Genomic DNA, 24212 nt, shown 5'->3' with positions numbered 1-24212 from the left:
CCCACGACGCACCGTGCGAACGTAGCTCAGTTGGTAGAGCGCAACCTTGCCAAGGTTGAGGTCGCGAGTTCGAACCTCGTCGTTCGCTCCAGTGGACAAGCCCCCCGGTTCCGGCCGGGGGGCTTCGTCGTGTCCCGGCCCGCTACGCCCAGGTCTGGCCGGTCAGCAGCTCGTACGCCTCCACGTACTTGGCGCGGGTGGCGTCCACGACCTGCTGCGGCAGCGGCGGCGGGGGCTGCTCGCTCCGCCGGTCCCAGCCGGACTCCGCCGAGGTCAGCCAGTCCCGCACGAACTGCTTGTCGTACGACGGCTGCGCGCGGCCCGGCTGCCACCGGTCGGCCGGCCAGAAGCGGGAGGAGTCCGGGGTGAGGACCTCGTCGGCGAGGACCAGGTCGTCCCCGTCGAAGCCGAACTCGAACTTGGTGTCGGCGAGGACGATGCCGCGCTCGCGGGCGATGTCCCGGGCGCGGGAGTAGACGGCGAGGGTGGCCTGGCGCAGGCGGGCCGCGGTGTCCGGGCCGACCTGGCGGGCCACCTCCTCGTAGGAGACGTTCTCGTCGTGCTCGCCGACCTCGGCCTTGGTGGCCGGCGTGAAGATCGGGGCGGGCAGCTCCGAGCCGTCGACCAGGCCCTCGGGGAGGGCGAGGCCGCAGACGGTGCGGGACTCCTCGTACTCCGCCAGGCCCGAGCCGGTGAGGTAGCCGCGGGCCACGCACTCCACGGGGACCATCCGCAGCGACTTGCAGACCAGGGCGCGGCCCTCCCAGTCGGCGGGGGCGCCGGGGGGCAGCTCGGTGCTCAGGACGTGGTTCGGAGCCAGGTCGGCGAGCTGCTCGAACCACCACAGGGAGAGCTGGGTGAGGACCCGGCCCTTGTCGGGGATCCCGGTCGGCAGCACCCAGTCGTAGGCGGAGATGCGGTCGCTGGCGACCATCACGAGGTCGCCCGCCTCGTTCCGGTACAGCTCGCGCACCTTGCCGGTGTGCAGATGCACCAGGCCCGGAACCTGGATCGGCTCGGGCTTTTCAACGAATCCGGACACGGTTCCTCCCCGTGGTTCTGAACAATACGTCGATTGTCCCGTACGTCGCGGGGAGGGCGGCGGGCGGGGCTGGCCGGGGCGGGTGGGGTCGCCGTGGGAGCGGGCGGGCAGTCTGCGCGGCCTACTCCCGTTTGCAGATGCGGTCCAGGAGGTTGGCGGTGGCGCGCTGGATCCGGGGGTCCACGTGGCCGGGACGGTCCAGGGCCGGGGACCAGGCGAAGGTGCCGGACGCGAAGACCCAGGCGCCCGACGGTGCCCGGTACAGAGACGTCTCCTGGTGGCGCCGGACGCCGTCGGCGTCGGTGTAGGGGGAGTGGGCGAGCAGGACCCGCTCGTCGTGGTCGGGGAGCGCCGTGCGCGGGAAGTAGCGGTCGGCCTCGCCCGCCACCAGGTCCTCGATCTCGTCGCCCTCGTGCGCCCCGGTGGCCTCCCAGAGCCAGTGACCGGCGTTGCGGACGACCATCGGGTGCGGTTCGGGGACGCGGCCGGCGTACTGGATGCCGAGCAGTTGCTGCTCGGGGCGGTCGATCTCCCGCCACAGCGCCGGCCGGCCGGGCCCCTTGCGCTTGCGGCAGGTCAGCAGGCGGTCGGGGACGCCGGAGGGGGAGGGCGCCAGTTCCACCTGCCAGTACATGGTGTTGGCGGAGAGGAAGACCAGCGACGTCCCCTGCTCGCGGGCCAGTTCCGCGGTGCGGCGCATGGCGCTGGACCAGTACTCGTCGTGGCCGGGGAAGACCAGGCCACGGTAGCGGCCCGGGTCGACGCGGCCGGAGTGCAGGTCGCGGGCGTCGGCGTAGGCGACGTCGTAGCCGTAGCGCTCGGCGAAGCGGATGAAGTCGTAGGCGTGGCCCACGTGGAGGGGCAGACCCGCGCCGGCGTACGGGCGGTCGAAGGAAACGGTCGTCGCGGCGTCCGCCTCGCCGAGGAGCCGGCCCTCCTCGTCCCAGGCGTGGTAGAGGCTGGCGCCGGTGCGGCCGTCCTCCGGGTAGAGGTTGTACGCCTGCCAGGTGACGTCCGGCAGGAGGAGGAGCAGGTCGGCCGGGTGGTTGTCGCGGACCGTGAAGGGCACGTGGGAGCGGTAGCCGTCGGCGGTGGTCAGGACGGCCACGTATGCGCCGATGCTCCAGTACGAGGGGACCTGCAGCCGCCAGGACTGCCACCAGTGGTGGCAGGAGACCGTGCGGTCGGCGGTGAGCGGCGCGGGCTGGACGATGCCGGACAGGCGGGGGCTGGTGGTGATCTTGGCGGCGCCGTCGCCGCCGTAGTGTCCGATCCGGTAGATGTCGACGCCGAACTCCTGCGGCGGGTCGACGGTGACGTGGAAGTCGATGGCCTCGCCGGGGGCGACGGCTCCCGTCGCGGTGAAGCCCTTGATCTGGCGGCCGACGTCGTCGGCGGCGCGGGGACCGCCGCCGGTACCGCCGCGGGCGTCGGAACGGTCCTGGTCCGCGTACCAGGGGACCACCTGGCCGGTGTCGCCGAAGTACGTCTCGCCGCCGCGCAGCCACGGCACCGGCCCCTGTCCGAAGGGGTCCGTCACGGCGTGCGCGAGTGCTCCCGACTCCCAGCGGCGGATCTGCTCGGGCCCCATGGGACAGTCCCCTCCCTCGTCCCCCGTGGTCGTGCGTATGACGAACGCCTTTGCCATGTGCGCGATCGGTCCCAGCACATCACATTTCGCACGCGTGCTGTCACTGTTCGTCGCGAAGTGGCCGAAAGTGGAATGGGAGCGTCCGCTTCACTGGGGCCCGTGGGTGCGCGGGGCCAGGGGGACGGCGCGGACGTCAGACCAGACGCACCGGCTTCTCCGGGCGTATGCCGAGCTCGGTCATCCAGGCGCGCAGCGGACCGGGGTCGCCCGTCTCGACGAGGCTGAGCACGCTGGGCTCCAGGTCCGCGGTGCGGGCGCCGTCGAGCATGAGCGACGGCCCGTCGAGCCAGTCGAGGCCGGGGACCGCTCCCGCGGTGTCCATCGCCGCGCAGCACACCATCGCCGTGATGTGCGCGGTGAGGATCTCGCGTCCGGTGCGCGGGGGCTGGAGCGGCAGGAGGGGGAGCACGCGCTCGTCCCAGGGGGCGGCGGCGGACTCCGGGGACGAGGAGGAGGCGGCGGCCCCGGCGCGGGCGGGCCGCGCCCGCGCCTCCTCGCGGGCCAACTGCGCACTGAGCCCGGCGGCGAGGGCCGCACCCCGGGCCGTGGTACCGGCGAGGTCGTCCTCGTCGTCGAGGGGGGTGGTGGGGTGGGCGTATTCCTGATTCGGGGTGGCGGGGTCGGCGTACGCCTGACTCGGGGTCGCGGGGTCCAGGGCTGCGGGGTGAGGGTGCCCGGTGTCCGGGTCGCCGGACTGGGCTTCGGCGTTGGGGTCCGCGGCGGGCTGCCGGACGGGGGCGTCGCTTGCCGCCCACGACCCCGCGAACCGGCCCGCGTCCGGGTGGGTGGGCTGGCCCGCGTCCGGGTCGGCGGGCTGGGGATGCCGCGGGTTTCCGCCGCCGGACTGGACACCGGCGCCGGGGTCCGCGGCGGGCTGCCGGGCGGGGGCGTCGCTTGCCGCCCACGACGCGGGGAGCACGCCCGCGTCCGGGTCGGCGGGCTGGGGGTGCCGGGCGGCGATGCCGTTCGGGTGGCGGGGGTCGCGGGCCGTGCCGGGGTCCGCGTCGGGGGGAGGGGCGGCTGGGTCCGGGGTCGTGAGGTGGTCCAGGACGCGGGCCAGGGTCGGGTCGTCCGTGTCCGGTGCGCCGCCCCCGGCGGTGCGGCGGACGCCCAGGGTGTCGAGCACCTGGTGCAGGCGGGCCGCGTCCGTGCGCCAGGTCCGGTCGACGACCTCCTCGGGATACGCGTCCCATCCGACCGGCGACCAGTCCCGGCCGGTCTCGGCCGGCCCTCCGTGGAAGAGGCGCGCGGCGAGGAGGGAAACCGCCTCGTCCATCACCCCGGGCTCCTCCAGCAGGTCGCAGGCGGGGCGCTCACCCAGGCGGGACGCGAAGCCCTCGGCCAGGCGGTCGCGGCGGGACAGCTCCGTGAGGGCGGCGACGACGCCCACGTCCAGCCGTGAGGGCCAGCGGCCCATCCGCCAGGCGGGCAGCGCCACCCGGGTCAGCAGCCGGTCCCAGCCCGCGTAGGCGAGCCCGACCTGCTCCTGCGCGACGATCCGCAGCCCGTAGTCCACAGCCTGTGCGCGCTCGGACGCCGCAGCCGCGACCCCGCGCTCCATCTCCGCCGCGTGCCCCCGGCAGCTACGCAGCAGGAACCGCGACACCCACCCCAGGCCCGCACACACCGCCCGGGACAGCGGGTCGCGCCGGCCGCCCGCCGAGGCCACCGCCACCGCGGCGTCCAGGCCCCGTATGAAGCGCCGGGCCGCGGCTATGTCGGGGTGCGCCGAGGGTCCCGTACCGGCGACGACCGGGGCGAGGACGGCGCGCAGCTCGCCCACCCGCATCCACCACAGGAACGGTGAGCCGATGACCAGGACGGGCGCCGCGACCGCACTGCGGCGGCGGGCCGAGCCGCCCAGGCCGGGCAGGGCGTCCTCGGGCCCGGCCGCGGCCGGCGGGGCGTGGGGCGGAGGGGTGCGCTCCTCCAGCCAGCTGTCGCAGTCCGGGGTGAGCGCTATCGCCGAGGGGGCGGGGACGTCGAGCCGGTCGGCCAGGTCCCGCACCATCCGGTACAGCTCGGGTGCCGACTCCTCGGCGACCGTGACCGTGGGGGTCGCGGCGGGCTTGGAGCGGGCCACGACCAGGGCGACCCCGGCGGCCGCCAGCAGGACGAGCAGCGCGAGGACGCACACCGCCCAGCGGAGGACGTCCCAGCCCTCCCCGACGAGGTGCCCGGCGGATCCACCGGCAAGGAGGATCACGGCCGCGGCGGCGGGCAGCAGGGCCACGGCCAGCGCACGGCTGCGAACCCGCAGCACCGCCAGCGCCCGGGTGCGCGCCGCGAGCACGCCCATCTCCACACCACCGGTACCGGTCACGGCCGGACCTCACCCCCTCATCGCTGTCCTGTCTGCCCTGTCTGCACGGGACCGTCCTGCTGCACTACCGCTCTTCCCGCTCTTCCCGCTCTTTCCGCTTCTCCGGTTTCGCTCACTCCACCCACTGTGGCACCCGGCACTGACATCGCAATGCCGGTGGGCCAAGTGCCGGAACGCATGCGCGGCACCATAGTTGGGGCCCCCGCGCCCGTCAGCCGTATGGCCCATTGGTCACCCGATGGAATGGCTTTGGGGAAAGGTGGAGACGGACAGCAAAGGTCAGGCCCCGGCTCCTGGGAGGGAGCCGGGGCCTGCCGGAACGGGTTCGTGACGGGAACGCGCAGGGGTTACGCGCCCGCCGCCTTCGCCGCGATGTCGGTGCGGTGCTGCGCTCCGTCGAGGCCGATGCGGGCCACGGCCCGGTAGGCACGGTCGCGGGCCTCGGTGAGGTCGGCACCCGTGGCCGTGACGGACAGGACGCGGCCGCCGGCGCTGACGACGGCGTCGCCCTCGGCGCGGGTGCCGGCGTGCAGGACGTAGGCGTGCGGGGCGTCCTGGGCGGCGACCTCGTCGAGACCGGTGATCGGGTCGCCGGTGCGCGGGGTGCCGGGGTAGTTGTGGGAGGCGACGACCACGGTGACCGCCGCCTCGTCGCTCCAGCGCAGGGGCTCGAGGTCGGCGAGGTTGCCGGTGGCGGCGGCCATCAGCAGACCGGCCAGCGGAGTCTTCAGGCGGGCCAGCACGACCTGGGTCTCGGGGTCGCCGAACCGGGCGTTGAACTCGATCACGCGCACCCCGCGCGAGGTGATCGCGAGCCCGGCGTAGAGGAGCCCGGAGAACGGGGTGCCGCGACGGCGCATCTCGTCGACGGTCGGCTGGAGCACGCTCTGCACGACCTCGTCGACCAGCTTCGGGTCGGCCCAGGGCAGCGGCGAGTAGGCGCCCATGCCGCCGGTGTTCGGGCCCTCGTCGCCGTCGAGGGCGCGCTTGAAGTCCTGGGCGGGCTGGAGCGGGCGTACGTTCTCGCCGTCGGTGACGGCGAAGAGGGAGACCTCGGGGCCGTCCAGGTACTCCTCGACGACCACGCGGTCGCAGGCGTTCGCGTGCGCGCGGGCCGTCTCGAGGTCGTCGGTGACGACGACGCCCTTGCCCGCGGCCAGCCCGTCGTCCTTGACGACGTAGGGGGCGCCGAAGGCGGCGAGGGCCGCGTCGACCTCGTCGGGGGTGGTGCAGACGTAGGAACGCGCCGTGGGCACGCCCGCGCCGGCCATCACGTCCTTGGCGAAGGCCTTGGAGCCCTCCAGCCGCGCCGCCTCGCCCGAGGGCCCGAAGACCGGAATGCCCGCCTCGCGCACGGCGTCGGCGACCCCGGCGACCAGCGGCGCCTCGGGCCCTACGACGACCAGCTCGGCGCCGAGCCGGGTGGCGAGCGCGGTGACGGCCGCGCCGTCGAGGGCGTCGACCTGGTGCAGTTCGGCGACCTCGGCGATACCGGCGTTGCCGGGTGCGCAGTGCAGCGCGGTGACGTCGGGGTCGAGGGACAGGGAACGGCACAGGGCGTGTTCGCGGGCGCCGCCGCCGATGACAAGGACCTTCACGGGGTGAAGCCTAATGGGAAGGGGGCGGCGCGGTTTGTGCGGGCTTCCGAAGGGACGGGGACCGGACGCTTGTGGCTTCCTCCAGTCGCGGGGCCCGGCGGGGCTACTCGTTGGCGATCTCCTCGACCACCGTGGCGCCCAGTTCGCGGACCAACAGCTCCTTGCCGGACAGCGCGGACTCGTCGAGGTCCGGGTCGTCGTCCTCGGGGATGTCGTCCTCGGGGGAGACCGGGGGCGGCTCGGGTGCCGAGGGCCGGGGCGCGGGGGCGGCGGCCGGAGCCGGAGCCGGGGAGGGAGCGGACGCCGCGGGGGGCGCGGCGGGCGGGGACGCGGGGGCGGACGGCCGCGGTGCGGGCGCACCCCCGCCGCCGAAGCCGCCTCCGCCACCGCCGTAACCGCCGCCACCGCCGCCGTAGCCACCGGACGGGCCGCCGGAGGGGGGCGCCGAGCCGCCGGAGGGGTCGACGACCGCGTCGATCTTCCACTGCACGTTGAACTGCTCGGCCAGGGCCTGCCGCAGCACGTCCTCGCTGCCGCTGCTGACGAAGTTGTCCCGGGCGCCGGCATTGACGAAGCCGAGCTGGAGGGACGTGCCGTCGAAGCCGGTGACCTGGGCGTTCTGGCTGAGCAGGATCCAGGTGAAGCGGCGGCGGTTCTTGACCGCCTCCAGGATGTTGGGCCAGATGGAACGGGGGTCGATCCCGGGAGCCCCGGGCGGCGGAGAGGCGGGCGCGGGAGCGGCCGCCGCGGGGGCCGACGCCGGGGCCGGAGTCGCGGCGGGCCCGGGAGCGGTCGCCGGACGGGACTGCCCGCCGCCCGCCGGGGCCGCCGTGGGCCACCCGCCGGGGCGGCGCCCGCCCCCCGCGGGGGACGCGGTCGGCCAGGCACCGGGCGCGGCGGGGGCCGGGGCCGCCGGAGCCGAGGCGGGGGTGGAGGCAGGCGCGGGGGCCGCCGCGGGACCGGCGGCGGCCGGAGAAGGCGCGGCCTGCGACTGCCCGCCCCCGGCGGAAGGACCACCCGCGTCGGCCGCACCACCACCGCCTCCGGTGCCGGCACCGGAGGACGCGTTCTCCCCCGGTCCGCCCCCCGGCGCCCCGGCGCCCTGTCCCCGTACCGCCGCACGGGCCGCCGCCGGACCGCCGCCCGGGCCGGCGTGCGCCTCGGGCCCGGGCACGTACCCCATGGCGGGCGCACCCGCACCGGCCGAGAACTGCACCCCGCGCTCGATCCGGTCCAGCCGCGCCATGACGGACCGCTCGTCGCCGTACGCGGCCGGCAGCAGCACGCGCGCGCAGATCAGCTCGAGCTGGAGGCGTGGCGCGTGGGCGCCGCGCATCTCGGTGAGCCCCTCGTTGACGATGTCGGCGGCACGGCTCAGCTCCGCGGCGCCGAAGGACCGCGCCTGGGCCTGCATCCGCTCGACGACGTCGGCGGGGGCGTCGATGAGCCCCTTCTCCGCGGCGTCGGGCACGGCGGCGAGGATCACCAGGTCCCGCAGGCGCTCCAGCAGGTCGGTGACGAAGCGCCGCGGGTCGTTGCCGCCCTCGATCACCCGGTCCACCACCTCGAAGGCGGCGGAGCCGTCCCCCGAGACGAACGCCTCGACGACGGAGTCGAGCAGTGAACCGTCCGTGTAGCCGAGCAGAGCGGTGGTCATGTCGTACGTCACACCGTCGGCACCGGCGCCCGCGAGTAGCTGGTCCATGACCGACATGGAGTCGCGTACGGACCCCGCACCGGCCCGTACGACCAGCGGCAGCACGCCGTCCTCGACCGCGATCCCCTCCCTGCCGCACACGTCGGCGAGGTAGTCGCGCAGGGTGCCGGGCGGCACGAGCCGGAACGGGTAGTGGTGGGTGCGCGACCGGATGGTCCCGATGACCTTCTCGGGCTCGGTGGTCGCGAAGATGAACTTGAGGTGCTCCGGGGGCTCCTCGACGACCTTCAGCAGGGCGTTGAAGCCCTGCGGGGAGACCATGTGGGCCTCGTCGATGATGTAGATCTTGTACCTGCTGGAGGCGGGCCCGAAGAAGGCCTTCTCGCGCAGGTCACGGGCGTCGTCCACACCTCCGTGCGAGGCGGCGTCGATCTCGATGACGTCGATGGAGCCCGGACCGTTGCGCGCGAGGTCGCGGCAGGACTGGCACTCGCCGCACGGCGTCGGCGTCGGACCCTGCTCGCAGTTCAGGCAGCGGGCCAGGATCCGGGCGCTGGTCGTCTTGCCGCAGCCGCGCGGACCACTGAACAGGTACGCGTGATTGACCCGGTTGTTCCGCAGCGCCTGCTGCAGCGGGTCGGTGACATGCCCCTGCCCGATGACCTCGGCGAAGGACTCCGGGCGGTAACGGCGGTAGAGCGCGAGAGACGACACGCATACGAGGTTATAGGCGCCCACCGACAACCGGACCGCCCGCAAAGGAGACGCCCCCCACGCACCCGCCAGAGCCGACCTACCCTTGCTGCCTTCCGGCCCTGGGGGAGTTCAGTCAGATAGCGCCGCGTGAGGGGCTGGGGCACACGTTACCCGATGTGGGGCCCCCGGAACGAGTTCGCAAGCACTCCCCGGCGTCATGTAATGTTCTCGGCGGAGGATTCGCCTAGAGGCCTAGGGCGCACGCTTGGAAAGCGTGTTGGGGGCAACCCCTCACGAGTTCGAATCTCGTATCCTCCGCCAGTGCCTCACCGGGCACGATGTCGAAGGGCCCCCTGGAAACAGGGGGCCCTTCGACGTTGTCCGTCTCAGTTTTCGTCTCAGTTGGTTTTTTCTCGGAGCCGGGTGGCGTCCAGCGCGCGTCACCAACCTGCTGGGCGACCTTGCGGGGCATGACTCCCGTCACATGCATGTACCGGGCGCGCATCCGTGCCGCTCCCCCAGGCTCGCACCCCGTGATCGAGTCGATCACGACGTCCGGGACGCCGAGGATCAAGAGGACGGTCGCGGCGGTGTGGCGAGCATCGTGGAATGGTGCGCCGTCCGGGTCTGGGGACTGAGTTGCCCAGGATTCCCCGAAGAAGTGAGCCGGGCCCGCCGGTGGACCCGCGACATCCTGCGCGGCTCTCCCTTAGCCGAAGACGCCGAACTGATCGTGAGCGAGCTGAGCGCGAACGCGATCCTTCACACGGCCAGCGGCCGGGAGTACGGCAGCTTCCACCTGGCGGTCGCGGTCTCGGCTCAGGTGGTGGCGGTCTCGGTCACGGACGTCATCGTGCACGAGAGCGACCATGGCCACACGGTCACCGCGGAGCTGTACGCGGACGCCTCGGACGAGGCGTGGGAGTGGCTGTACGAGGGCCGCGTCAAGACCCGACGAGCCCTGTTGCGGACCGAGCCGTGCACAGTGTCGGTTCCCCACGCCGAAACCCGCATCACCTGGACGATCCGACCGGTGCTCTTCCTGCCGCTCGCGCACCGTCAGGCGACTGAACTGCCCGCGTGTGCGCACGACTTCAAGCCCCGACAGACAGACTGAGTTACAACTTTCCCTACTGGTTCAGGGCGGCTCGCTCGGCGCCCAGCGCGGCGATGCGGTACTCACCAGCCGTGCCCATGGTCAGCTCACCGGAGTGATCTCGTCGACCAGGCCGCAGATGCGCTTCTCGATCTCGTCGCGGATCGGGCGTACCGCTTCCACGCCCTGCCCGGCCGGGTCGGGGAGCTGCCAGTCGAGGTAGCGCTTGCCGGGGAAGACGGGGCAGGTGTCGCCGCAGCCCATCGTGATGACGGCGTCGGACGCCTGGACCGCCTCCACCGTGAGCACCTTGGGCACTTCGGCCGCGATGTCGATGCCCACCTCCGCCATGGCATCCACGACGGCCGGGTTCACGGTGTCGGCGGGGGCGGAGCCGGCGGAGCGGACCTGGACGCGGTCGCCCGCGAGGTGGGTGAGGATGGCGGCGGCCATCTGTGAGCGTCCGGCGTTGTGGACGCAGACGAAGAGCACGGACGGCCTGGCGGTGTCAGACATGGGTGGGGTCTTCTTGGGGCGCAGGGACGGCGGGGGCGGTGAAGTAGCGGCGAGCGTACAGGGCGACGTACACCAGGCCGATCAGCGCGGGAACCTCGATGAGGGGTCCGACGACGCCGGCGAGGGCCTGACCGGAGGCGGCTCCGAAGGTGGCGATGGCGACAGCGATGGCCAGCTCGAAGTTGTTGCCTGCGGCGGTGAAGGCCAGCGTTGTGGCCCGCGAGTAGTCGAGGCCGACCGCTCGGCCCAGGGCCATGGACCCGGCCCACATGACGGCGAAGTAGACCAGCAGCGGCAGGGCGATCCGGGCGACGTCGAGGGGCTGTGAGGTGATGGCGTCGCCTTGCAGGGCGAAGAGGATCACGATCGTGAAGAGCAGCCCGTACAGGGCGAACGGGCCGATGCGCGGGATGAGCTTGGTCTCGTACCAGGTGCGGCCCTTGGTCTTCTCGCCGATGCGTCGGGTGAGGTAGCCGGCCGCGAGGGGGATGCCGAGGAAGATGAGCACGCTACGGGCGATCTCCCACACCGACACGTCCAGTCCGGTCTGCTCCAGGCCGAGCCAGCCGGGCAGGACGGAGAGGTAGAACCAGCCCAGCGCCGAGAAGGCGATCACCTGGAAGACCGAGTTCAGGGCGACCAGGACGGCGGCGGCTTCCCGGTGGCCGCAGGCGAGGTCGTTCCAGATGATGACCATGGCGATGCAGCGGGCCAAGCCGACGATGATCAGACCCGTGCGGTAGGCGGGCAGGTCCGGCAGGAACAGCCAGGCCAGGGCGAACATGAGCGCCGGGCCGACGATCCAGTTGAGCAGCAGGGACGGCAGCAGCAGGCGGCGGTCGCGGGTGACGGTGTCGAGGCGGTCGTAACGGACCTTGGCCAGCACCGGGTACATCATCACGAGCAGGCCCAGGGCGATCGGCAGGGACACGCCCGTCACGGTCACCTTGGCCAGCGCGTCACCCAGGCCGGGGACCATGCGGCCCAGGCCGAGACCCACGGCCATGGCCGCGAGGATCCAGACGGCCAGGTAGCGGTCGACGAAGGAGAGGCGTCCGGCCACGTTCCCTTCGGGTACGGCAGTGCTCACGAGACGGCTCCGGCCGACGCGGTGCGCTCGGGCAGCGGCTCACCAGCCGGACGGGTCAGGATGCCGGCGAGCCGGTCGGTCATCTCCGGGACGAGCCAGTAGTAGACCCAGGTGCCGCGCCGCTCGCAGTCGATCAGGCCCGCCTGCCGCAGCAGTTTCAGGTGGTGCGAGATCGTCGGCTGGGACAGATCGAAGGCCGGGGTCAGGTCACAGACGCACACCTCGCCGCCCGCCCGGGAGGCGATCATCGACAGCAGGCGCAGCCGCACCGGATCGCCCAGCGCCTTGAACACCTTCGCCAGCTCTACGGCCTGGCCCTCATCCAGAGGAGCGGTCAGCAGCCCGGGGCAGCACGCTCCGACGTCATCGCTCTGACCGAGCACCCTCAGCTCTTGATTCGACATTCCTCTATGTTGACAGTCTTCGATCCAGCACGCAATCTTGCATCGACAGACGTCAATGCAACCGGATGGGATCCCGTCATGTCCCGTGCTCAGCTCGCCCTGCGTGTCAGTGACCTGGAAGCGTCGATCACCTTCTACTCCAAGCTGTTCGGCACCGAACCGGCCAAGCGGCGCGAGGGCTACGCCAACTTCGCCATCACCGAGCCCCCGCTCAAGCTCGTACTCATCGAGGGCGAGCCCGGCGAGGAGACCCGGCTGGACCACCTCGGCGTCGAGGTCGATTCCACCGACCGGGTCAACGCCGCCACCACCCGGCTCAAGGACGCCGGCCTGGCCACCTTCGAGGAGAACGACACGTCCTGCTGCTACGCGCTCCAGGACAAGGTGTGGGTGCACGGGCCCGGCAAGGAGCCGTGGGAGGTCTACGTCGTGAAGGCCGACGCCGACAGCCTCGGAAAGAGCGCCGACCCCAGCGCCACCGGCGACGGCTGCTGCACCAGCCAGGCCACCGAGGAGCCCCCGACAGCGACCGGATGCGCCTGCGGCTAGGGATCCGAACGGCCTGACCAGCCCGCGGCCGTCCGTCTCAGTTTCCGTCTCATTCAGAGGCGGTCACCACCGTTCAGGCGAGTTGGGCCGACGACTTCCGCTGAACAGGCGGACGGGTATGAACACAGGCGAACGCGTGGTCCAGCGGCCATCATCCCGGCGCCAGTGCCTCACCGGGCACGATGTCGAAGGGCCCCGTGGAAGCAGGGGCCCTTCGACGTACCTGCTTCCGCTCGGGCGGCAGCCGGAGGCTCTTCGGGGGCTCTTCGGTTTCGGGGCCGCGTACGATGCCCGCGTGGAGGGGGAGTCCGGGCCGGTGGGGCGGCGGTTGGTGGCGGTGGTGGCCGTCGCGCTGGTGCTCGCACCCCTGCTGAAGGGGCTGGGGCGGGTCGCGGCGGAGCCCGGTGCGGGAGCGGCGGTGGTGCTGGGCTGCCTCGCGCTGGTGGGGCTGCAGTTGCGGCACACCCGGGGCGTCGCCGGACGGGCCGAGTGGGCCGGGTCGGTCGGGTGGGCCGGGTGGGCGGTCCTGGAAGCGGGGGTCGGGTTTCTCGCGACGGGTGCGCTCGGGGCGTCGATCGGCCTGCTGTGCCTGCCCGTGGCATCCGCGCTGGTGGAACGGCGCCGACTGCTGCTGGCCCTGTTGGCGGCGGGAGCGGTGGTGGTGGAGGCGGACCGGGCCGCCGGGGTGCGGGAGGCCGTCGACCTGCTGCTGATGGTCGCCCTGGGCGGCGCCATGCTCTACACCGTGACCACGCTGGCCCTGTCGGCGGGCCGGGTCCACGGCACACGGCTCGAACTCGCGGCCTCCGCGGTCACCGACGAGCGGCTGCGCATCGCGGCCGCGCTCGGAAGCGGACTGGACGCGGGCATGGCCGGGATCCGGGAGGCGGCGGAGCGCCGGGATCCGGCGGAGCTGGACAAGGTGACCGACGTGGCACGCCGGACGCTGGCGGCGGTCCGGGCCGCCGCCGCCGAGTTGCGCAGCCTCTCGCTGGCCCCGGAGGCGTCCAGCGCCCGCGCCCTGCTGGACTCGGCGGGCGTCGCGGCCGAGCTGCGGATCGGGCACCGGGAGCCGCTGGGTCCGGCCGGGACGGTGCTGGCGACGGTGCTGCGGGAGGCGGTCACCGCCGTGGTGCGGGTCGGGGACGCCCGGCGGTGCGAGGTCTCGACCGAGGAGCGGGCCGGGCGGGTGGTGCTGCGGGTGGTCAACGACGGCGTGCCGACGGCGGCCTTCGGCGCGGACCTGCTCGACGACCTCGCGGAACGGGTACGGGCCGTGGACGGCCGGCTGACGACGGGCCTGCAGGCGGACGGACGCTTCGCGGTGGAGGCGTCCGTCGCGGTGCCCCCGGCCCCGGCCGCCGTCGATCCTCCCGAGCTGCGCACCGCACTCGGTCTGTACTGGTTCCTGCTCGCCGTCTTCTGCGTCCGGGCGCTGATGTTCGTTCCCGGCCCGTGGTTCGTCCTCGGGGCGGGGTGCGCGGCGCTCTTCTGCGCCTTCCAGGTCCGCTTCTCCATCCGGGACGCGACCCGGCACGCCCGTGCCGCTCTGCTCGCCTCGGCGGTGCTCGCCCTGCTGCCGCTGCCCTGGCTGGGCCCGAACTGGATCGGTGCGGCCGGCATCCTGGCGGGTTCGCTGCTGATCGCCCTGCCGCTGCGCACGGGTGCGGCACTGGCCGGCGCGCTGGTGGTCGCCGCCGGGGTGATCGGCGGCGGTGGGCCGGCGTCCTCGCTGCTGACCGCCGTCAGCGCGTCGATCTCCTGCGTGGTGGTGTACGCGGTGCTGCGCCTGGTCCGGCTGGTGCGGGAACTGCAGCGGGCGGTGGCCGGGCGGGCCCGTGCGGCCGTCGTCGCCGAGCGGCTGCGCGCCGCCCGTGATCTGCACGACCTGCTGGGGCACGGTCTGGCCGCGATCCTGCTCAAGGCCGAGCTGGCCCGGCGGCTGGTGGACACCGATCCGGTCCGCTGCCGGGCCGAGCTGGCGGACATCGCGCGTCTGGCCGAGCGGGGCCGGGCCGAGCTGGGCGCGGTGGCGGACGACGGGCCCCGGCTGTCCTTCGCGGCCGAACTGGCTTCGGCGGCGGCGGTACTGGAGGCGGCCGGAATCACGGTGGAACTGGAGGACGGGCCGCTGCCCGACGCGGTGGGTTCGGTGCTGGGCGTGGTGCTGCGCGAGGCCGTCACCAACGTACTGCGGCACAGCCGGGCCCGGCACGCGCGGATCGCCGTCTCGGCGGCCGACGGCGTGGCCCGGCTGGAGGTGGAGAACGACGGCGTCGGGGCGGACGTCACCGCCCCCGGCTCCGGGATCGGCGGGCTGACGGTCCGGCTGGCCGGGGCGGGCGGGACCCTGGCCGCCGGGCCGGACGACGGCTGGTACCTGCTGCGGGCCGAACTGCCCCTGCGGTGAACCGTTTCGCCCCGCGGTCCCGTACGGCGGGTCAGAGCCAGCCGGTCTCGCGGGCGATCCGGACGGCGTCCGTGCGGTTGCGGGCGTTCAGCTTGCCGACGACCGCGGTCAGGACGTTGCGCACCGTGCCGGTGGACAGGTGCAGGCGGGCGGCGATCTCGGGCGGCTCGGCGCCGCCCGCCAGTTCGCGCAGGACGTCCTTCTCGCGGGGCGTGAGCGGATTGTCCGCCAGGTCCCAGGCGGCGACGGCCAGGGCCGGGTCCAGCACCCTGCCCCCGGAGGCCACTTGACGGACCGCCGCGATCAGTTCGGCGGGCGGTGCGGTCTTCAGCAGGAAGCCGTCGACCTTCGCCTCCAGGGCACGGCGGAGCAGACCGGGACGGCCGAGCGAGGTGAGCATCAGCGTCCGGCAGTCCGGCAGTTTCTCCTTCAGCGCGGCGGCCGCCTGCAGGCCGTCGGTCCGGCCCGGCATCTCGATGTCCAGGACCGCCACGTCCGGGCGGAAGGCCAGCGCGCGGGGCAGTACGTCGTCGGCCGAACCCGTCTCCGCGACGACCTCCAGGTCGGGTTCCAGACCGAGGAGGGCCACCAGCGCGCCGCGCACCACGTGCTGGTCCTCGGCCAGCAGGAGTCTGATCACGGCCCGACCCTACCCGTGACGAGATCACGGGTGGGCCGTGATCCCGTCCCTGGGAAGGGAGTTCACGGGCCGGAAGGCTGGAGCCATGAGCGATGCGATCACTTTGGACGCCGTGAGCAAGGTCTACGGCAAGGGGCGGGGGGCGGTAGCCGCCCTGCGAGAGGTGACGGTGCGGCTGCCCAGGGGCGGGTTCACCGCGGTGATGGGACCGTCCGGTTCGGGCAAGAGCACCTTCCTGCACTGCGCTGCGGGGCTCGACCGTCCGACCTCCGGGACGGTCCGGCTCGGCGGCACCGATCTGTCCGGGCTGAGTGAGCGGGAACTGACCGAACTGCGGCGCGACCGCGTGGGCTTCGTGTTCCAGGCGTTCAACCTGGTCTCCGCGCTGACCGTCGAGCAGAACGTCACGCTGCCGCTGCGGCTGGCCGGTCGGCGGGCCGACGCCGGGCGGCTGGCGGACCTCGTCGGCCGGGTGGGCCTGCGGGAGCGCACCGGGCACCGGCCGGGTCAGCTCTCCGGCGGCCAGCAGCAGCGGGTGGCGATCGCACGGGCGCTGGTCTCGGACCCGGAGGTGGTGTTCGCCGACGAACCCACCGGCGCGCTGGACACCATGACGGCCCGTGAGGTGCTGGTCCTGCTCCGGCAGACCGTCGACGAACTCGGCCAGACCCTCGTGATGGTCACCCACGACCCGGTCGCCGCGTCCTACGCCGACGAGGTGCTGTTCCTGGCCGACGGCCGCATCGCCGACACCATGGCCGGGCCGACCGCCGCCAAGGTCGCCGACCGCATGACCCGGCTGGGAGCGTGGAACCGATGATGCTGGGACTCGCCCTCGCCACCCTCCGGCACCGCCGGGCCGGGTTCGCCGGCGCCTTCGTCGCCCTGTTCTGCGCCGCCGCCCTGGTCTGCGGATGCGGGACCCTCCTGGTCACCGGGCTGGTCGGCACCGTCCTGCCGGAGCGTTACGCGGCCGCGCCGATCGTCGTCTCCGGCGACCAGGACGTCCACGTCACCGTCGACAAGGGGAAGGGGAAGGTCAAGGAGAAGGCCAAGCCGATCGCGGACCGCGCCTGGGTGCCGGCCGCACTCGTCCCCCGGATCGAGGCCCTGCCCTCGGTGCGGTCCGTCGCCACCGAGGTGACCTTCCCCGCGCTGCTGGCCGACGGTCCGGGCAGCGGCTCGTGGGGACACGGCTGGGAGTCCGCGCCGCTGGCCGGCCTCGACCTGGCCGCCGGTCACGCGCCCGCCGCCGACGACGAGGTGGTCGTCGACGCCGCCACCGCCGCCCGGGCGCACCTGTCGCCCGGCTCCACCACGGCCGTACGGACGCCGTCCGGGACGCTGGAGGTGCGGGTGTCCGGCGTCACCGCGCAGGGCTTCGACAACCAGGCCGCGGTGTTCTTCACCACCGGCCGGGCCCGCGTGCTCGCCGGCCACGAGGGCCTGGTCGCCGCGATCGGTGTCTTCCCGTCCGCGCCGTCGGCCGCCGACGACGTACGGGCGCTGCTGGACGGCACCCTGGGCGCGGTGGTCCGCACCGGCGACGACCGCGGGGCGGCGGAGTTCCCGGACGCCGCCGGGGCCGGAGTGCGGCTGGTCAGCATGGGCGGCGTCCTGGCCGGCACCTCCCTGCTGGTCGCCCTGCTGATCGTGGTCGGCACCTTCGGCCTGTCGATCCAGCAGCGGCAGCGGGAGATCGCCGTCCTGCGGGCGGTGGCCGCGACCGGGCGGCAGGTCCGGAGGATGATCGGCGGCGAGGCGCTGCTGCTCGGCCTGTCCGCCGGGCTGCTGGGCGCCGGTGCCGGTCTGCCGCTGGGCGGATGGCTGCACGGCCGGTTCGTCGCCCTGGACGTCGTACCGGCGAACCTGCCCGTCGTGCTCTCGCCCTTCCCGGCCCTGGCCGCCGCGGCCGTCACCACCCTGGCCAGCTGGGCCGCGGCCCGGATCTCGGCCCGGCGGGCAACCGCCGTCAAGCCGGTCGAGGCGCTCGGGGAGGCGGAGACGAAGCCGCCGCGCCCGGCCGCGGTCCGGATCGGCTTCGGCATCCTGGCCGCCGCCGGGGCCCTGGTGCTGACCGCTCTCCTGACCGTCCTCCACTCCGACCAGGCCTCGACGCCGGTCTGCTTCCTCGCCGTCCTGCTGTGGTGCACCGCGCTCTCCCTGCTCGGCCCGCTGGTGGCGAGGGCCGGGACGGCCGTCCTGGGCCTGCCGCTGCGGGCGTCCAGGACCGGGGGCTGGCTGGCCCTCCAGCACCTGCGGGCCGGAGCGCACCGGATGGCGTCGGTGGTCATGCCGCTGACCCTGCTGATCGCCATGGCCTGCACGATCCTGTTCGCCCAGACCACCACCGAGCACGCGGCCGCCGCCCAGCGCGAGCGCGGCAACACCGCCGACTTCGTGGTCGGCCCGCACGCTCCGGCCCCCGCCGCCGAGGCGCTCGCCGCGGTGCCCGGCGTCCGGACGGTGACCCGGGTCCTGCACAGCCAGGTCCGGGACGGGCTCACCCGGCGCAGCGTGCAAGGCGTCACCCCCGAGCGGCTGACGGACACCCTGGACCTCGGTGTCACCGCCGGCGACCTCGGCGAGCTGGCGGACGGCACCGCGGCGGCCGCGGACGGGCTGGGCTACCGGCTCGGCCAGCGCGTCCGGCTGACCCTCGCCGACGGCACCCCGGCGCAGGTGACGGTGGTGGCGCTCTACAGCCGCGGCCTGGGCTTCGGCGACCTGACCCTCGCGCACCGCCTGGTCGCCGCCCACGTCGACGTGCCGCTGGACGACGAACTGCTGGTCAGCGGCGACGGCCTGACCCGCCGGTCGCTCGCCGGCGCCCTGCGGGGCGAGCCCGGCCTCGGCGTACTCGACCGGGCCTCCGCCGCCACGGCGAACCGGTCCGGCGCGCAGATCGGCTACGTCACCCTCGGACTGATCATCACCTTCGTGGCCATCGCCGTTCTGAACACGCTGGCCATGGGCATCTCCGACCGTCGCCGCGAGTTCGCCGCGCTGGCCCTGGCCGGTGCCACCCGCCGCCAGATCCGGCGGATGCTCGGCTGGGAGACCGCCGTCGCCCTCGTGCTCGCCACCGTGCTGGGCCTCGCCGTCGCCCTCGCCGTGCTCACCACCTACGCCGAGGGCATCACGCGCGGCACCGCCGGGGCCGCCGTCCCCGCCGCCGGGCTCGCCCTGGTCCTCCTCGGCGCGGCCTCGCTCGCCGCTGTCGGCACCTGGGTCCCCGCCCGCACCACGCTGCGGGGGCTCCTCCGCCGGGCCTGACGGAAGCCGGACCCGCGACGGCGCGACCGCCGGCCCCGACGTCCGGGCCGGCGGTCGCGCCACCGGGTCCGGCGTTGCTCCGTCCGGGGGAAGTCCCGCGTGCCAACCGGTGCACTCTTCGAGTCGGACACCCGGGCGTAGCTTTCTGCGGGTATGGAGCGGATTGGTGTGTTCCGTTCCAGCGAAGGAGGGCAAGCCGGTGGCCGAGCGCGTGGTGCATCGACGCGGTTATCGAAAAGGCCTCGGCGGCGAGATGTGCGCCGAGTTCCTGGGGACGTTCGTCCTGATCCTGTTCGGCGTCGGTTCGGTGGCCGTCGCGGTCGCGGGACTGCCGGGCTCGGGCCGTCAGGCCGTGGCCTTCGGGGCCGCCAACTGGCTCATCATCTCCTGGGGCTGGGGCCTCGCCGTCGTGTTCGGCGTCTACGTGGCCGGCGGCATCAGCGGGGCGCATCTCAACCCCGCGGTGACCCTGGGCTTCGCGGTACGGCGGGACTTCCCGTGGCGGAAGGTGCTGCCCTACTGGCTCGCGCAGGTCGTGGGGGCCTTCGTCGCCGCCGCGCTCGTGTACGCCTGCTACCGGTGGGCGATCGACGCGGCCATCACCAAGGCGGGCGAGACACGGCAGACCTCGCTGAACACGTACTCGATCTTCGCGACGTTCCCCGCCGAGTACTTCGGGGACTCCTGGTGGGGCCCGCTGCTCGACCAGATCGTGGGCACCGGCATCCTGCTGCTGCTGATCTGCGCGCTGATCGACACCCGCAACACGGCTCCGATGTCCAATCTCCACCCGTACCTCATCGGGCTCGTCGTCGTCGCGATCGGCCTCGCCTTCGGCACCAACGCCGGGTACGCGATCAACCCGGCCCGCGACTTCGGTCCACGCCTGTTCACCTTCTTCGAGGGCTGGGGGGACATCGCCCTGCCGGGCACCTTCCAGTGGTTCAGCGGCTACTGGTGGATCCCCATCGTCGGCCCGCTCATCGGCGGGGTCGTCGGGGTGCTCGTGTACGACCTGCTCATCAGCCCGGTGATCAAGGCGAGGCTGAGCGAGCGCGAGGAGGGGCCGGCCACCGAGGAGCCGTAGGAGGCGGGCGGCGCCCGTCCGAACGATTTGCCCCGATCCGCCGACCGGAGAACCATGAGAGGTGGGTCACGGGGGAAACCGCGCGCGGACGGAGGTCGCGACCATGAGGGCTGTCGTCTACAAGGGGCCGTTCTCCGTGGCGGTCGAGGACGTGGAGAAGCCGGACGTCCGGCACCCGAACGACGTGGTCGTGCGCGTCACCTCCACCGCGATCTGCGGGTCCGACCTGCACATGTACGAGGGTCGTACCGCCGCGGAGCCGGGCATCGTCTTCGGCCACGAGAACATGGGGATCGTCGACCAGGTCGGTGAGGGCGTCACCGGGCTGAAGGAGGGCGACCGCGTGGTCATGCCCTTCAACGTCGCGTGCGGCTTCTGCACCAACTGCACCGCGGGCTACACGGGTTACTGCACGACCGTGAACCCCGGCTTCGCGGGCGGCGCGTACGGCTATGTGTCCATGGGTCCCTGGCAGGGCGGCCAGGCCGAGTACCTGCGCGTCCCGTACGCCGACTTCAACTGCCTGAAGCTGCCCGAGGGCGACGCCCACGAGACCGACTTCGTGCTGCTCGCCGACATCTTCCCCACCGGCTACCACGGCTGCGAACTGGCCGACGTCCGCCCCGGGGAGAGCGTCGCGGTGTACGGGGCCGGGCCCGTCGGGCTCATGGCCGCCTACTCGGCGCTGCTGCGCGGGGCCAGGAAGGTGTTCGTCGTCGACCGCGTCCCCGAGCGGCTCCGGAAGGCCGAGGAGATCGGAGCGGTGCCCGTCGACTTCTCCGCGGGCGATCCGGTCGAGCAGATCAAGGAGCAGACCGGCGGCGCGGGCACCGACAAGGGCGTGGACGCCGTCGGTTACCAGGCGACGGCGGGCCAGAGCGGCGAGGAGGAACCGGCGACCGTGTTGAACTCGCTGGTCAACACGGTCAGGCCCACCGGGGCGCTCGGCGTCCCCGGACTCTATGTCCCGTCCGACCCGGGCGGCCCGGACGAGCAGGCCAAGCAGGGCATGCTCCTGGTCGCGATCGGCCGGCTCTTCGAGAAGGGGCTGCGGGTCGGGACGGGCCAGTGCAACGTCAAGCGGTACAACCGGCGGCTGCGGGACCTGATCATCGAGGGCCGGGCCAGGCCCGGCTTCGTCGTCTCCCACGAACTTCCGCTGGACCAGGCGCCGTCCGCCTACGACAAGTTCGACAAGCGGGTCGAGGGCTACACCAAGGTGGTCCTGCACCCCTAGAGGGAGCGAGAACCCCGGGCCCCTATCGCTCGACGTGGAGCCGTCGGGTCTCGCTCACCTGGTCGGTCTCCGTCACCCGGACCGTCGCCTTCATCGTCCAGGTGCCCGGGAGGGGCAGGGTGAGGGTGTTGGCGCTCCAGTAGCCGCCCCGGTCGACGAGGTCCGCCTCGATGGGGCCCACCTCCCGGTCGGGGAGGGTGAAGGCGAGGCGGAGTTCGGGGACGGCGGCCAGGCTCCCGTCGGGGCCGAAGACGACGGCCTGCACCGCGTTGTCGCCGGTACGGCCCGGGTCCAGGGTGACCTGGACCGTGCCGCGGCCCGAGGCACCGATCCGGAACGGGATCGTGGTGACGGACGCGGGCAGCACCCCGCCCGCCGGTACGGCCGCCCGCACGGCCCCGTCGGCGGAACGGCCGGGCGGGGTGGCGGTGAGCACGGCGGTGACCGCCAGCACGACGGCGGCGACGACGGCCTCGACGAGGACGGAACGGTACAGCCCCCTGCGCAGGACGGTTCCGGCCGCGGCGTCCCCCACGCCGGTGCCGGGGGACGGGTCGGCGCCGGGGGACGGGTCGGTGCCGGGGGACGGGTCGGTGCCGGGGTACGGGTCGGTGCCGGGGGACGGGTCGGTGCCGGAGTGCGGGACGGTGCCGCAGTGCGGGTCGGCCTCCGGTGATCGGGGTGCATCCGTCGGGGGGCCGTCGCCCGTCGGTTGCGGCAGCCGTTCGGGCACGGGCATGCGGGGCGGCACGGGCACGCGGGGCGGCTTGCGTACGGTGGCCGGCTCCGGCGTCGGCGTCAGCGCTGCCGTCCATCTCCGGGAGAGCGCCGCCGCGCCCAGCAGGACGGCCACCAGGGCCACTTTCGCCAGCAGCAGCCTGCCGTACGTCGTCCCGGTGAGCGCCTGCCAGGAGCCGAGGCCCCGCCAGGACTGGTAGACGCCGGTGACGACGAGGACGGTGACGGCGGCGAGGGCGGTCCGGGAGAAGCGGGCGACCACGGCCGCGTCGGCGGCGTGCCGCGAGGCGCGCAGGGTGGTGAGCAGGGCCGCGAGGCCGCCGGCCCAGACCGCGGTGGCCAGCAGGTGCAGTACCGAGGACGCCATCGCGACCGGTACCTGCGGGCCGGCCGCGGCGTGCTCGGCGGCGGCCCAGGTCAGGGCGAGGCCGACGGCCAGGACGACGCCCACTGCGGCCGTGGGCCGAGCGCTCCCCCGGCGCGCACGCGCTGCCCGGACGAGGTACGGCCCGACCGCTGCGAGCAGCCCGAGCCGGATCAGGAGCAGGACGCCGGGGCGGGTCGTGAGGGTGTCGCCCAGCGCGGCCGGGTCCAGGGCCGCCGACGGGCCCGTGCCCGCCTCGTACGGGGCGCGCAGCACCAGCAGGGCGACGGTGGCCGCCAGCAGGGTCCACCAGGCCGCCACCAGGGGGCGGCGCAGCGGCGCCGGGTCCGGTGGGCGGCACAGGGCGACGAAGGCGGCGGTGCCGAGGAGCAGGGCGGCGGCCAGGTAGGAGAGGTAGCGGGCGGTCTTGTGGAGGGTCGCGGTGAGCGGGTCCTCGGTGCGGCCGGTGTCCACGGGTGCGGCCGACCGCGAGGGCGCGCCGACCGAGAAGGTGAAGGCGCCCGAGACGGGGTGGCTGTCGGCGGACACCACCCGCCAGGCCACGGTGTACGTCCCCTCCCCCAGCCCGCCGGGCAGCGCGACGCGGGCGGTGTCGGCACGTCCGTCCGCGTGTCCGGCCTTCCCCGTGCGCACCCGGTGGCCGCCCGGGTCCAGGACGCGGAAGGAGTCGTCGCGCAGGCCGACGGACTCGCTGAAGGTCAGGGTGACGTGGGCGGGGGACCGCCCGAGGACGGCTCCGTCGCCGGGGTCGGTGCCGCCGAGGGCGGCGTGGGCGGACGCCGGTGCGGCGGTGCCGAGGAGGAACAGGACCAGCACGGTGCCCAGCAGCACCAGCCGCGGAACTCCCCGCGGAGCCGCCGGTCGCCGTCCCCGGTCTCCGGCGCACGCACCGCCGCCACACCTCACGTCGCATCTCCGTCGTCGGGAGCCACTGCCTCGCCGGTACGTACGGACGCGGAGGCCGTCGCGCTCACCCGGGCGTCCGGCGGCTCCTCACCACGACGGGCGGGCCGTCACCCCGCCGTCCACCACGAGGTCGTGGCCGGTCACCCAGGACGCCAGCCGCGAGGCGAGGAACACGCAGGCGTCGCCCACGTCCTCCGGGCGCCCGAGCCGTCCCGTCGGCGCCGCCCGCCGCCATCGCCGTACGCCCTCCGGCCAGGCCTCGGACAGGCCCTCGCGGTCGATGAGGCCCGGGGACACGGAGTTGACCCTGATCCCCCACGGGCCGTACTCCAGGGCCGCCGACCGGGCGTGCATCACGACCGCCGCCTTGGAGGCGCTGTAGTGCGCGTGGGCGGGAGCGGGGGCGCCCGCCTCGATGGAGGCGATGTGCGTGACCGTGCCGCCGCCGTCCTGGTCCCGCATGATCCGGGCGGCGGCCTGCGTGCAGGCGAAGACGCCGGTGAGGTTGGTGTCCACCACCTCCCGCCACTCGGCCGCCGTCATGCCGGGCAGTTCCCGCACCGGCTGCACGCCGGCGTTGTTGACCAGCGCGGTGAGCCGTCCGCCGCCCCAGTCGGCGGCCTCCTCCACCAGGCGCCGGCAGGCGTCCTCGTCGGTGAGGTCGGCGCGCAGCACGGTGGCGCGTCCGCCCCGGTCGCGGACGCGCCGCGCCACGTCCCGCGCCGTCTCCGTCGCCGTACGGCAGTGCACCGCCACCGCCGCGCCCTCCTCGGCGAGACGCAGCGCGATGCCCCGGCCGATACCGCCGCCCGCGCCGGTGACCAGGGCGACCTGGCCGTCGAGGAGGGGGAGCGAGGGGGCACGGGAGAGGAAGGGCAAGGGGAAGGGGAGGGCGGGGGTGGGGGTGAGGG

Annotated in this window: 18 protein-coding genes, 2 tRNA genes, 1 other RNA gene and 1 pseudogene; 9 read left to right on the top strand and 13 right to left on the bottom strand. The window is 74.1% G+C overall.

The annotated features are described in order from the left end of the window. Positions 1–15: 15 nt before the first annotated feature. A tRNA-Gly gene (locus IG88_RS0134540) sits at positions 16–91 on the top strand. Positions 92–142: 51 nt separating this feature from the next. Here the strand turns inward: IG88_RS0134540 and IG88_RS0134535 are convergent. The 6 genes from IG88_RS0134535 to ffs form a co-directional block, all read right to left on the bottom strand. Then, positions 143–1042, bottom strand: a complete 900-nt coding sequence (locus IG88_RS0134535; RefSeq protein WP_031049865.1) for a phosphoribosylaminoimidazolesuccinocarboxamide synthase — start codon at positions 1040–1042, stop codon at positions 143–145. 121 nt (positions 1043–1163) lie between these two features. Continuing rightward, positions 1164–2633, bottom strand: coding sequence for a N,N-dimethylformamidase beta subunit family domain-containing protein (locus IG88_RS0134530; protein WP_031049862.1), 1470 nt, complete (start codon positions 2631–2633; stop codon positions 1164–1166). Between the two features lie 193 nt (positions 2634–2826). Next, the gene (locus tag IG88_RS0134525) at positions 2827–5016 is read right to left on the bottom strand and encodes a hypothetical protein (protein ID WP_031049859.1); all 2190 of its coding nucleotides are present in this window, start codon (positions 5014–5016) and stop codon (positions 2827–2829) included. Between the two features lie 347 nt (positions 5017–5363). After that, complete coding sequence (purD, locus tag IG88_RS0134520; protein WP_031049858.1) at positions 5364–6614, bottom strand: phosphoribosylamine--glycine ligase; 1251 nt, start codon at positions 6612–6614, stop codon at positions 5364–5366. Between the two features lie 103 nt (positions 6615–6717). Continuing rightward, a complete protein-coding gene (locus tag IG88_RS0134515; protein WP_031049856.1) occupies positions 6718–8985 on the bottom strand; it encodes a DNA polymerase III subunit gamma and tau in 2268 nt (755 codons plus the stop codon). Between the two features lie 45 nt (positions 8986–9030). Further along, an RNA gene (ffs, locus tag IG88_RS40725) (signal recognition particle sRNA small type) lies at positions 9031–9127 on the bottom strand. Between the two features lie 73 nt (positions 9128–9200). Between ffs and IG88_RS0134510 the strand changes: the two genes are divergently transcribed. Next, positions 9201–9288: transfer RNA gene (locus IG88_RS0134510), tRNA-Ser, on the top strand. A 100-nt stretch (positions 9289–9388) separates the two neighbouring features. On the opposite strand, the pseudogene IG88_RS44715 reads toward IG88_RS0134510, so the two are convergent. Then, positions 9389–9574, bottom strand: a pseudogene (locus tag IG88_RS44715) (site-specific integrase); the annotation flags it as partial. A gap of 54 nt (positions 9575–9628) precedes the next feature. Between IG88_RS44715 and IG88_RS44710 the strand changes: the two are divergent. Further along, positions 9629–10084 carry a hypothetical protein gene (locus IG88_RS44710; RefSeq protein ID WP_234332434.1) on the top strand — a complete coding sequence of 152 codons (456 nt, stop codon included), beginning with the start codon at positions 9629–9631 and terminating at the stop codon, positions 10082–10084. A gap of 81 nt (positions 10085–10165) precedes the next feature. Here IG88_RS44710 and IG88_RS0134495 read toward each other — a convergent pair whose 3' ends face one another. Genes IG88_RS0134495 through IG88_RS0134485 form a run of 3 tightly spaced genes read right to left on the bottom strand, consistent with a single transcriptional unit; the run spans position 10166 to position 12073 of the window. Beyond that, a complete protein-coding gene (locus IG88_RS0134495; RefSeq protein ID WP_031049854.1) occupies positions 10166–10579 on the bottom strand; it encodes an arsenate reductase ArsC in 414 nt (137 codons plus the stop codon). Beyond that, positions 10572–11642 (bottom strand): ACR3 family arsenite efflux transporter, encoded by a 1071-nt coding sequence (gene arsB, locus IG88_RS0134490; protein WP_107452395.1) that lies wholly within the window; start codon positions 11640–11642, stop codon positions 10572–10574. The genes IG88_RS0134495 and arsB overlap by 8 nt, the downstream gene beginning before the upstream one ends. 23 nt (positions 11643–11665) lie before the next feature. Then, a complete protein-coding gene (locus IG88_RS0134485; protein ID WP_031049849.1) occupies positions 11666–12073 on the bottom strand; it encodes an ArsR/SmtB family transcription factor in 408 nt (135 codons plus the stop codon). A gap of 78 nt (positions 12074–12151) precedes the next feature. On the opposite strand from IG88_RS0134485, the gene IG88_RS0134480 reads away from it, so the two are divergent. Together IG88_RS0134480 and IG88_RS0134475 are read left to right on the top strand one after the other, a co-directional pair. Next, positions 12152–12622 carry an ArsI/CadI family heavy metal resistance metalloenzyme gene (locus IG88_RS0134480; protein WP_031049845.1) on the top strand — a complete coding sequence of 157 codons (471 nt, stop codon included), beginning with the start codon at positions 12152–12154 and terminating at the stop codon, positions 12620–12622. Between the two features lie 295 nt (positions 12623–12917). Then, on the top strand, positions 12918–15032 hold the full coding sequence (locus IG88_RS0134475; protein ID WP_158854170.1) for a histidine kinase: 2115 nt from the start codon (positions 12918–12920) through the stop codon (positions 15030–15032). Between the two features lie 31 nt (positions 15033–15063). On the opposite strand, the gene IG88_RS0134470 is transcribed toward IG88_RS0134475, so the two are convergent. Continuing rightward, positions 15064–15672: a response regulator transcription factor gene (locus IG88_RS0134470; RefSeq protein WP_031049839.1), complete on the bottom strand. Its 609-nt coding sequence runs from the start codon at positions 15670–15672 to the stop codon at positions 15064–15066. An 85-nt stretch (positions 15673–15757) separates the two neighbouring features. Here IG88_RS0134470 and IG88_RS0134465 point away from each other — a divergent pair, with 85 nt between their 5' ends. The 4 genes from IG88_RS0134465 (at position 15758) to IG88_RS0134450 (ending at position 21272) form a co-directional block, all read left to right on the top strand. Beyond that, positions 15758–16492, top strand: coding sequence for an ABC transporter ATP-binding protein (locus IG88_RS0134465; protein ID WP_031049837.1), 735 nt, complete (start codon positions 15758–15760; stop codon positions 16490–16492). After that, complete coding sequence (locus tag IG88_RS0134460) at positions 16489–18948, top strand: ABC transporter permease (RefSeq protein ID WP_037837327.1); 2460 nt, start codon at positions 16489–16491, stop codon at positions 18946–18948. Before IG88_RS0134465 ends, IG88_RS0134460 begins: the two co-directional genes overlap by 4 nt. 253 nt (positions 18949–19201) lie before the next feature. Further along, entirely contained in the window at positions 19202–20035 is an 834-nt protein-coding gene (locus tag IG88_RS0134455; RefSeq protein WP_199807533.1) for an MIP/aquaporin family protein, read from the top strand. Positions 20036–20138: 103 nt separating this feature from the next. Continuing rightward, entirely contained in the window at positions 20139–21272 is a 1134-nt protein-coding gene (locus tag IG88_RS0134450; RefSeq protein ID WP_031049829.1) for a glutathione-independent formaldehyde dehydrogenase, read from the top strand. 22 nt (positions 21273–21294) lie between these two features. Here the strand turns inward: IG88_RS0134450 and IG88_RS0134445 are convergent, their stop codons facing one another. Then, positions 21295–23226, bottom strand: a complete 1932-nt coding sequence (locus tag IG88_RS0134445) for a copper resistance protein CopC (RefSeq protein WP_031049828.1) — start codon at positions 23224–23226, stop codon at positions 21295–21297. 162 nt (positions 23227–23388) lie between these two features. After that, positions 23389–24180: an SDR family NAD(P)-dependent oxidoreductase gene (locus tag IG88_RS0134440; RefSeq protein WP_031049827.1), complete on the bottom strand. Its 792-nt coding sequence runs from the start codon at positions 24178–24180 to the stop codon at positions 23389–23391. Between the last annotated feature and the right edge of the window lie 32 nt (positions 24181–24212).

The sequence above is a fragment of the Streptomyces sp. NRRL F-5650 genome (assembly GCF_000721365.1).
Classification (GTDB): Bacteria; Actinomycetota; Actinomycetes; order Streptomycetales; family Streptomycetaceae; genus Streptomyces; species Streptomyces ardesiacus.
Note: the sequence above shows the minus strand (reverse complement) of the source record. Positions and strands in the feature narration are given on the sequence as shown.

What these genes read in the sequence shown, in the direction of transcription:
- IG88_RS0134530 (WP_031049862.1), bottom strand. Translation starts at nt 2,633, where the DNA reads ATGGGGCCCGAGCAGATCCGCCGCTGGGAGTCGGGAGCACTCGCGCAC.
- IG88_RS0134495 (WP_031049854.1), bottom strand. Translation starts at nt 10,579, where the DNA reads ATGTCTGACACCGCCAGGCCGTCCGTGCTCTTCGTCTGCGTCCACAAC.
- IG88_RS0134485 (WP_031049849.1), bottom strand. Translation starts at nt 12,073, where the DNA reads ATGTCGAATCAAGAGCTGAGGGTGCTCGGTCAGAGCGATGACGTCGGA.
- IG88_RS0134480 (WP_031049845.1), top strand. Translation starts at nt 12,152, where the DNA reads ATGTCCCGTGCTCAGCTCGCCCTGCGTGTCAGTGACCTGGAAGCGTCG.
- IG88_RS0134465 (WP_031049837.1), top strand. Translation starts at nt 15,758, where the DNA reads ATGAGCGATGCGATCACTTTGGACGCCGTGAGCAAGGTCTACGGCAAG.
- IG88_RS0134460 (WP_037837327.1), top strand. Translation starts at nt 16,489, where the DNA reads ATGATGCTGGGACTCGCCCTCGCCACCCTCCGGCACCGCCGGGCCGGG.
- IG88_RS0134455 (WP_199807533.1), top strand. Translation starts at nt 19,202, where the DNA reads ATGTGCGCCGAGTTCCTGGGGACGTTCGTCCTGATCCTGTTCGGCGTC.
- IG88_RS0134450 (WP_031049829.1), top strand. Translation starts at nt 20,139, where the DNA reads ATGAGGGCTGTCGTCTACAAGGGGCCGTTCTCCGTGGCGGTCGAGGAC.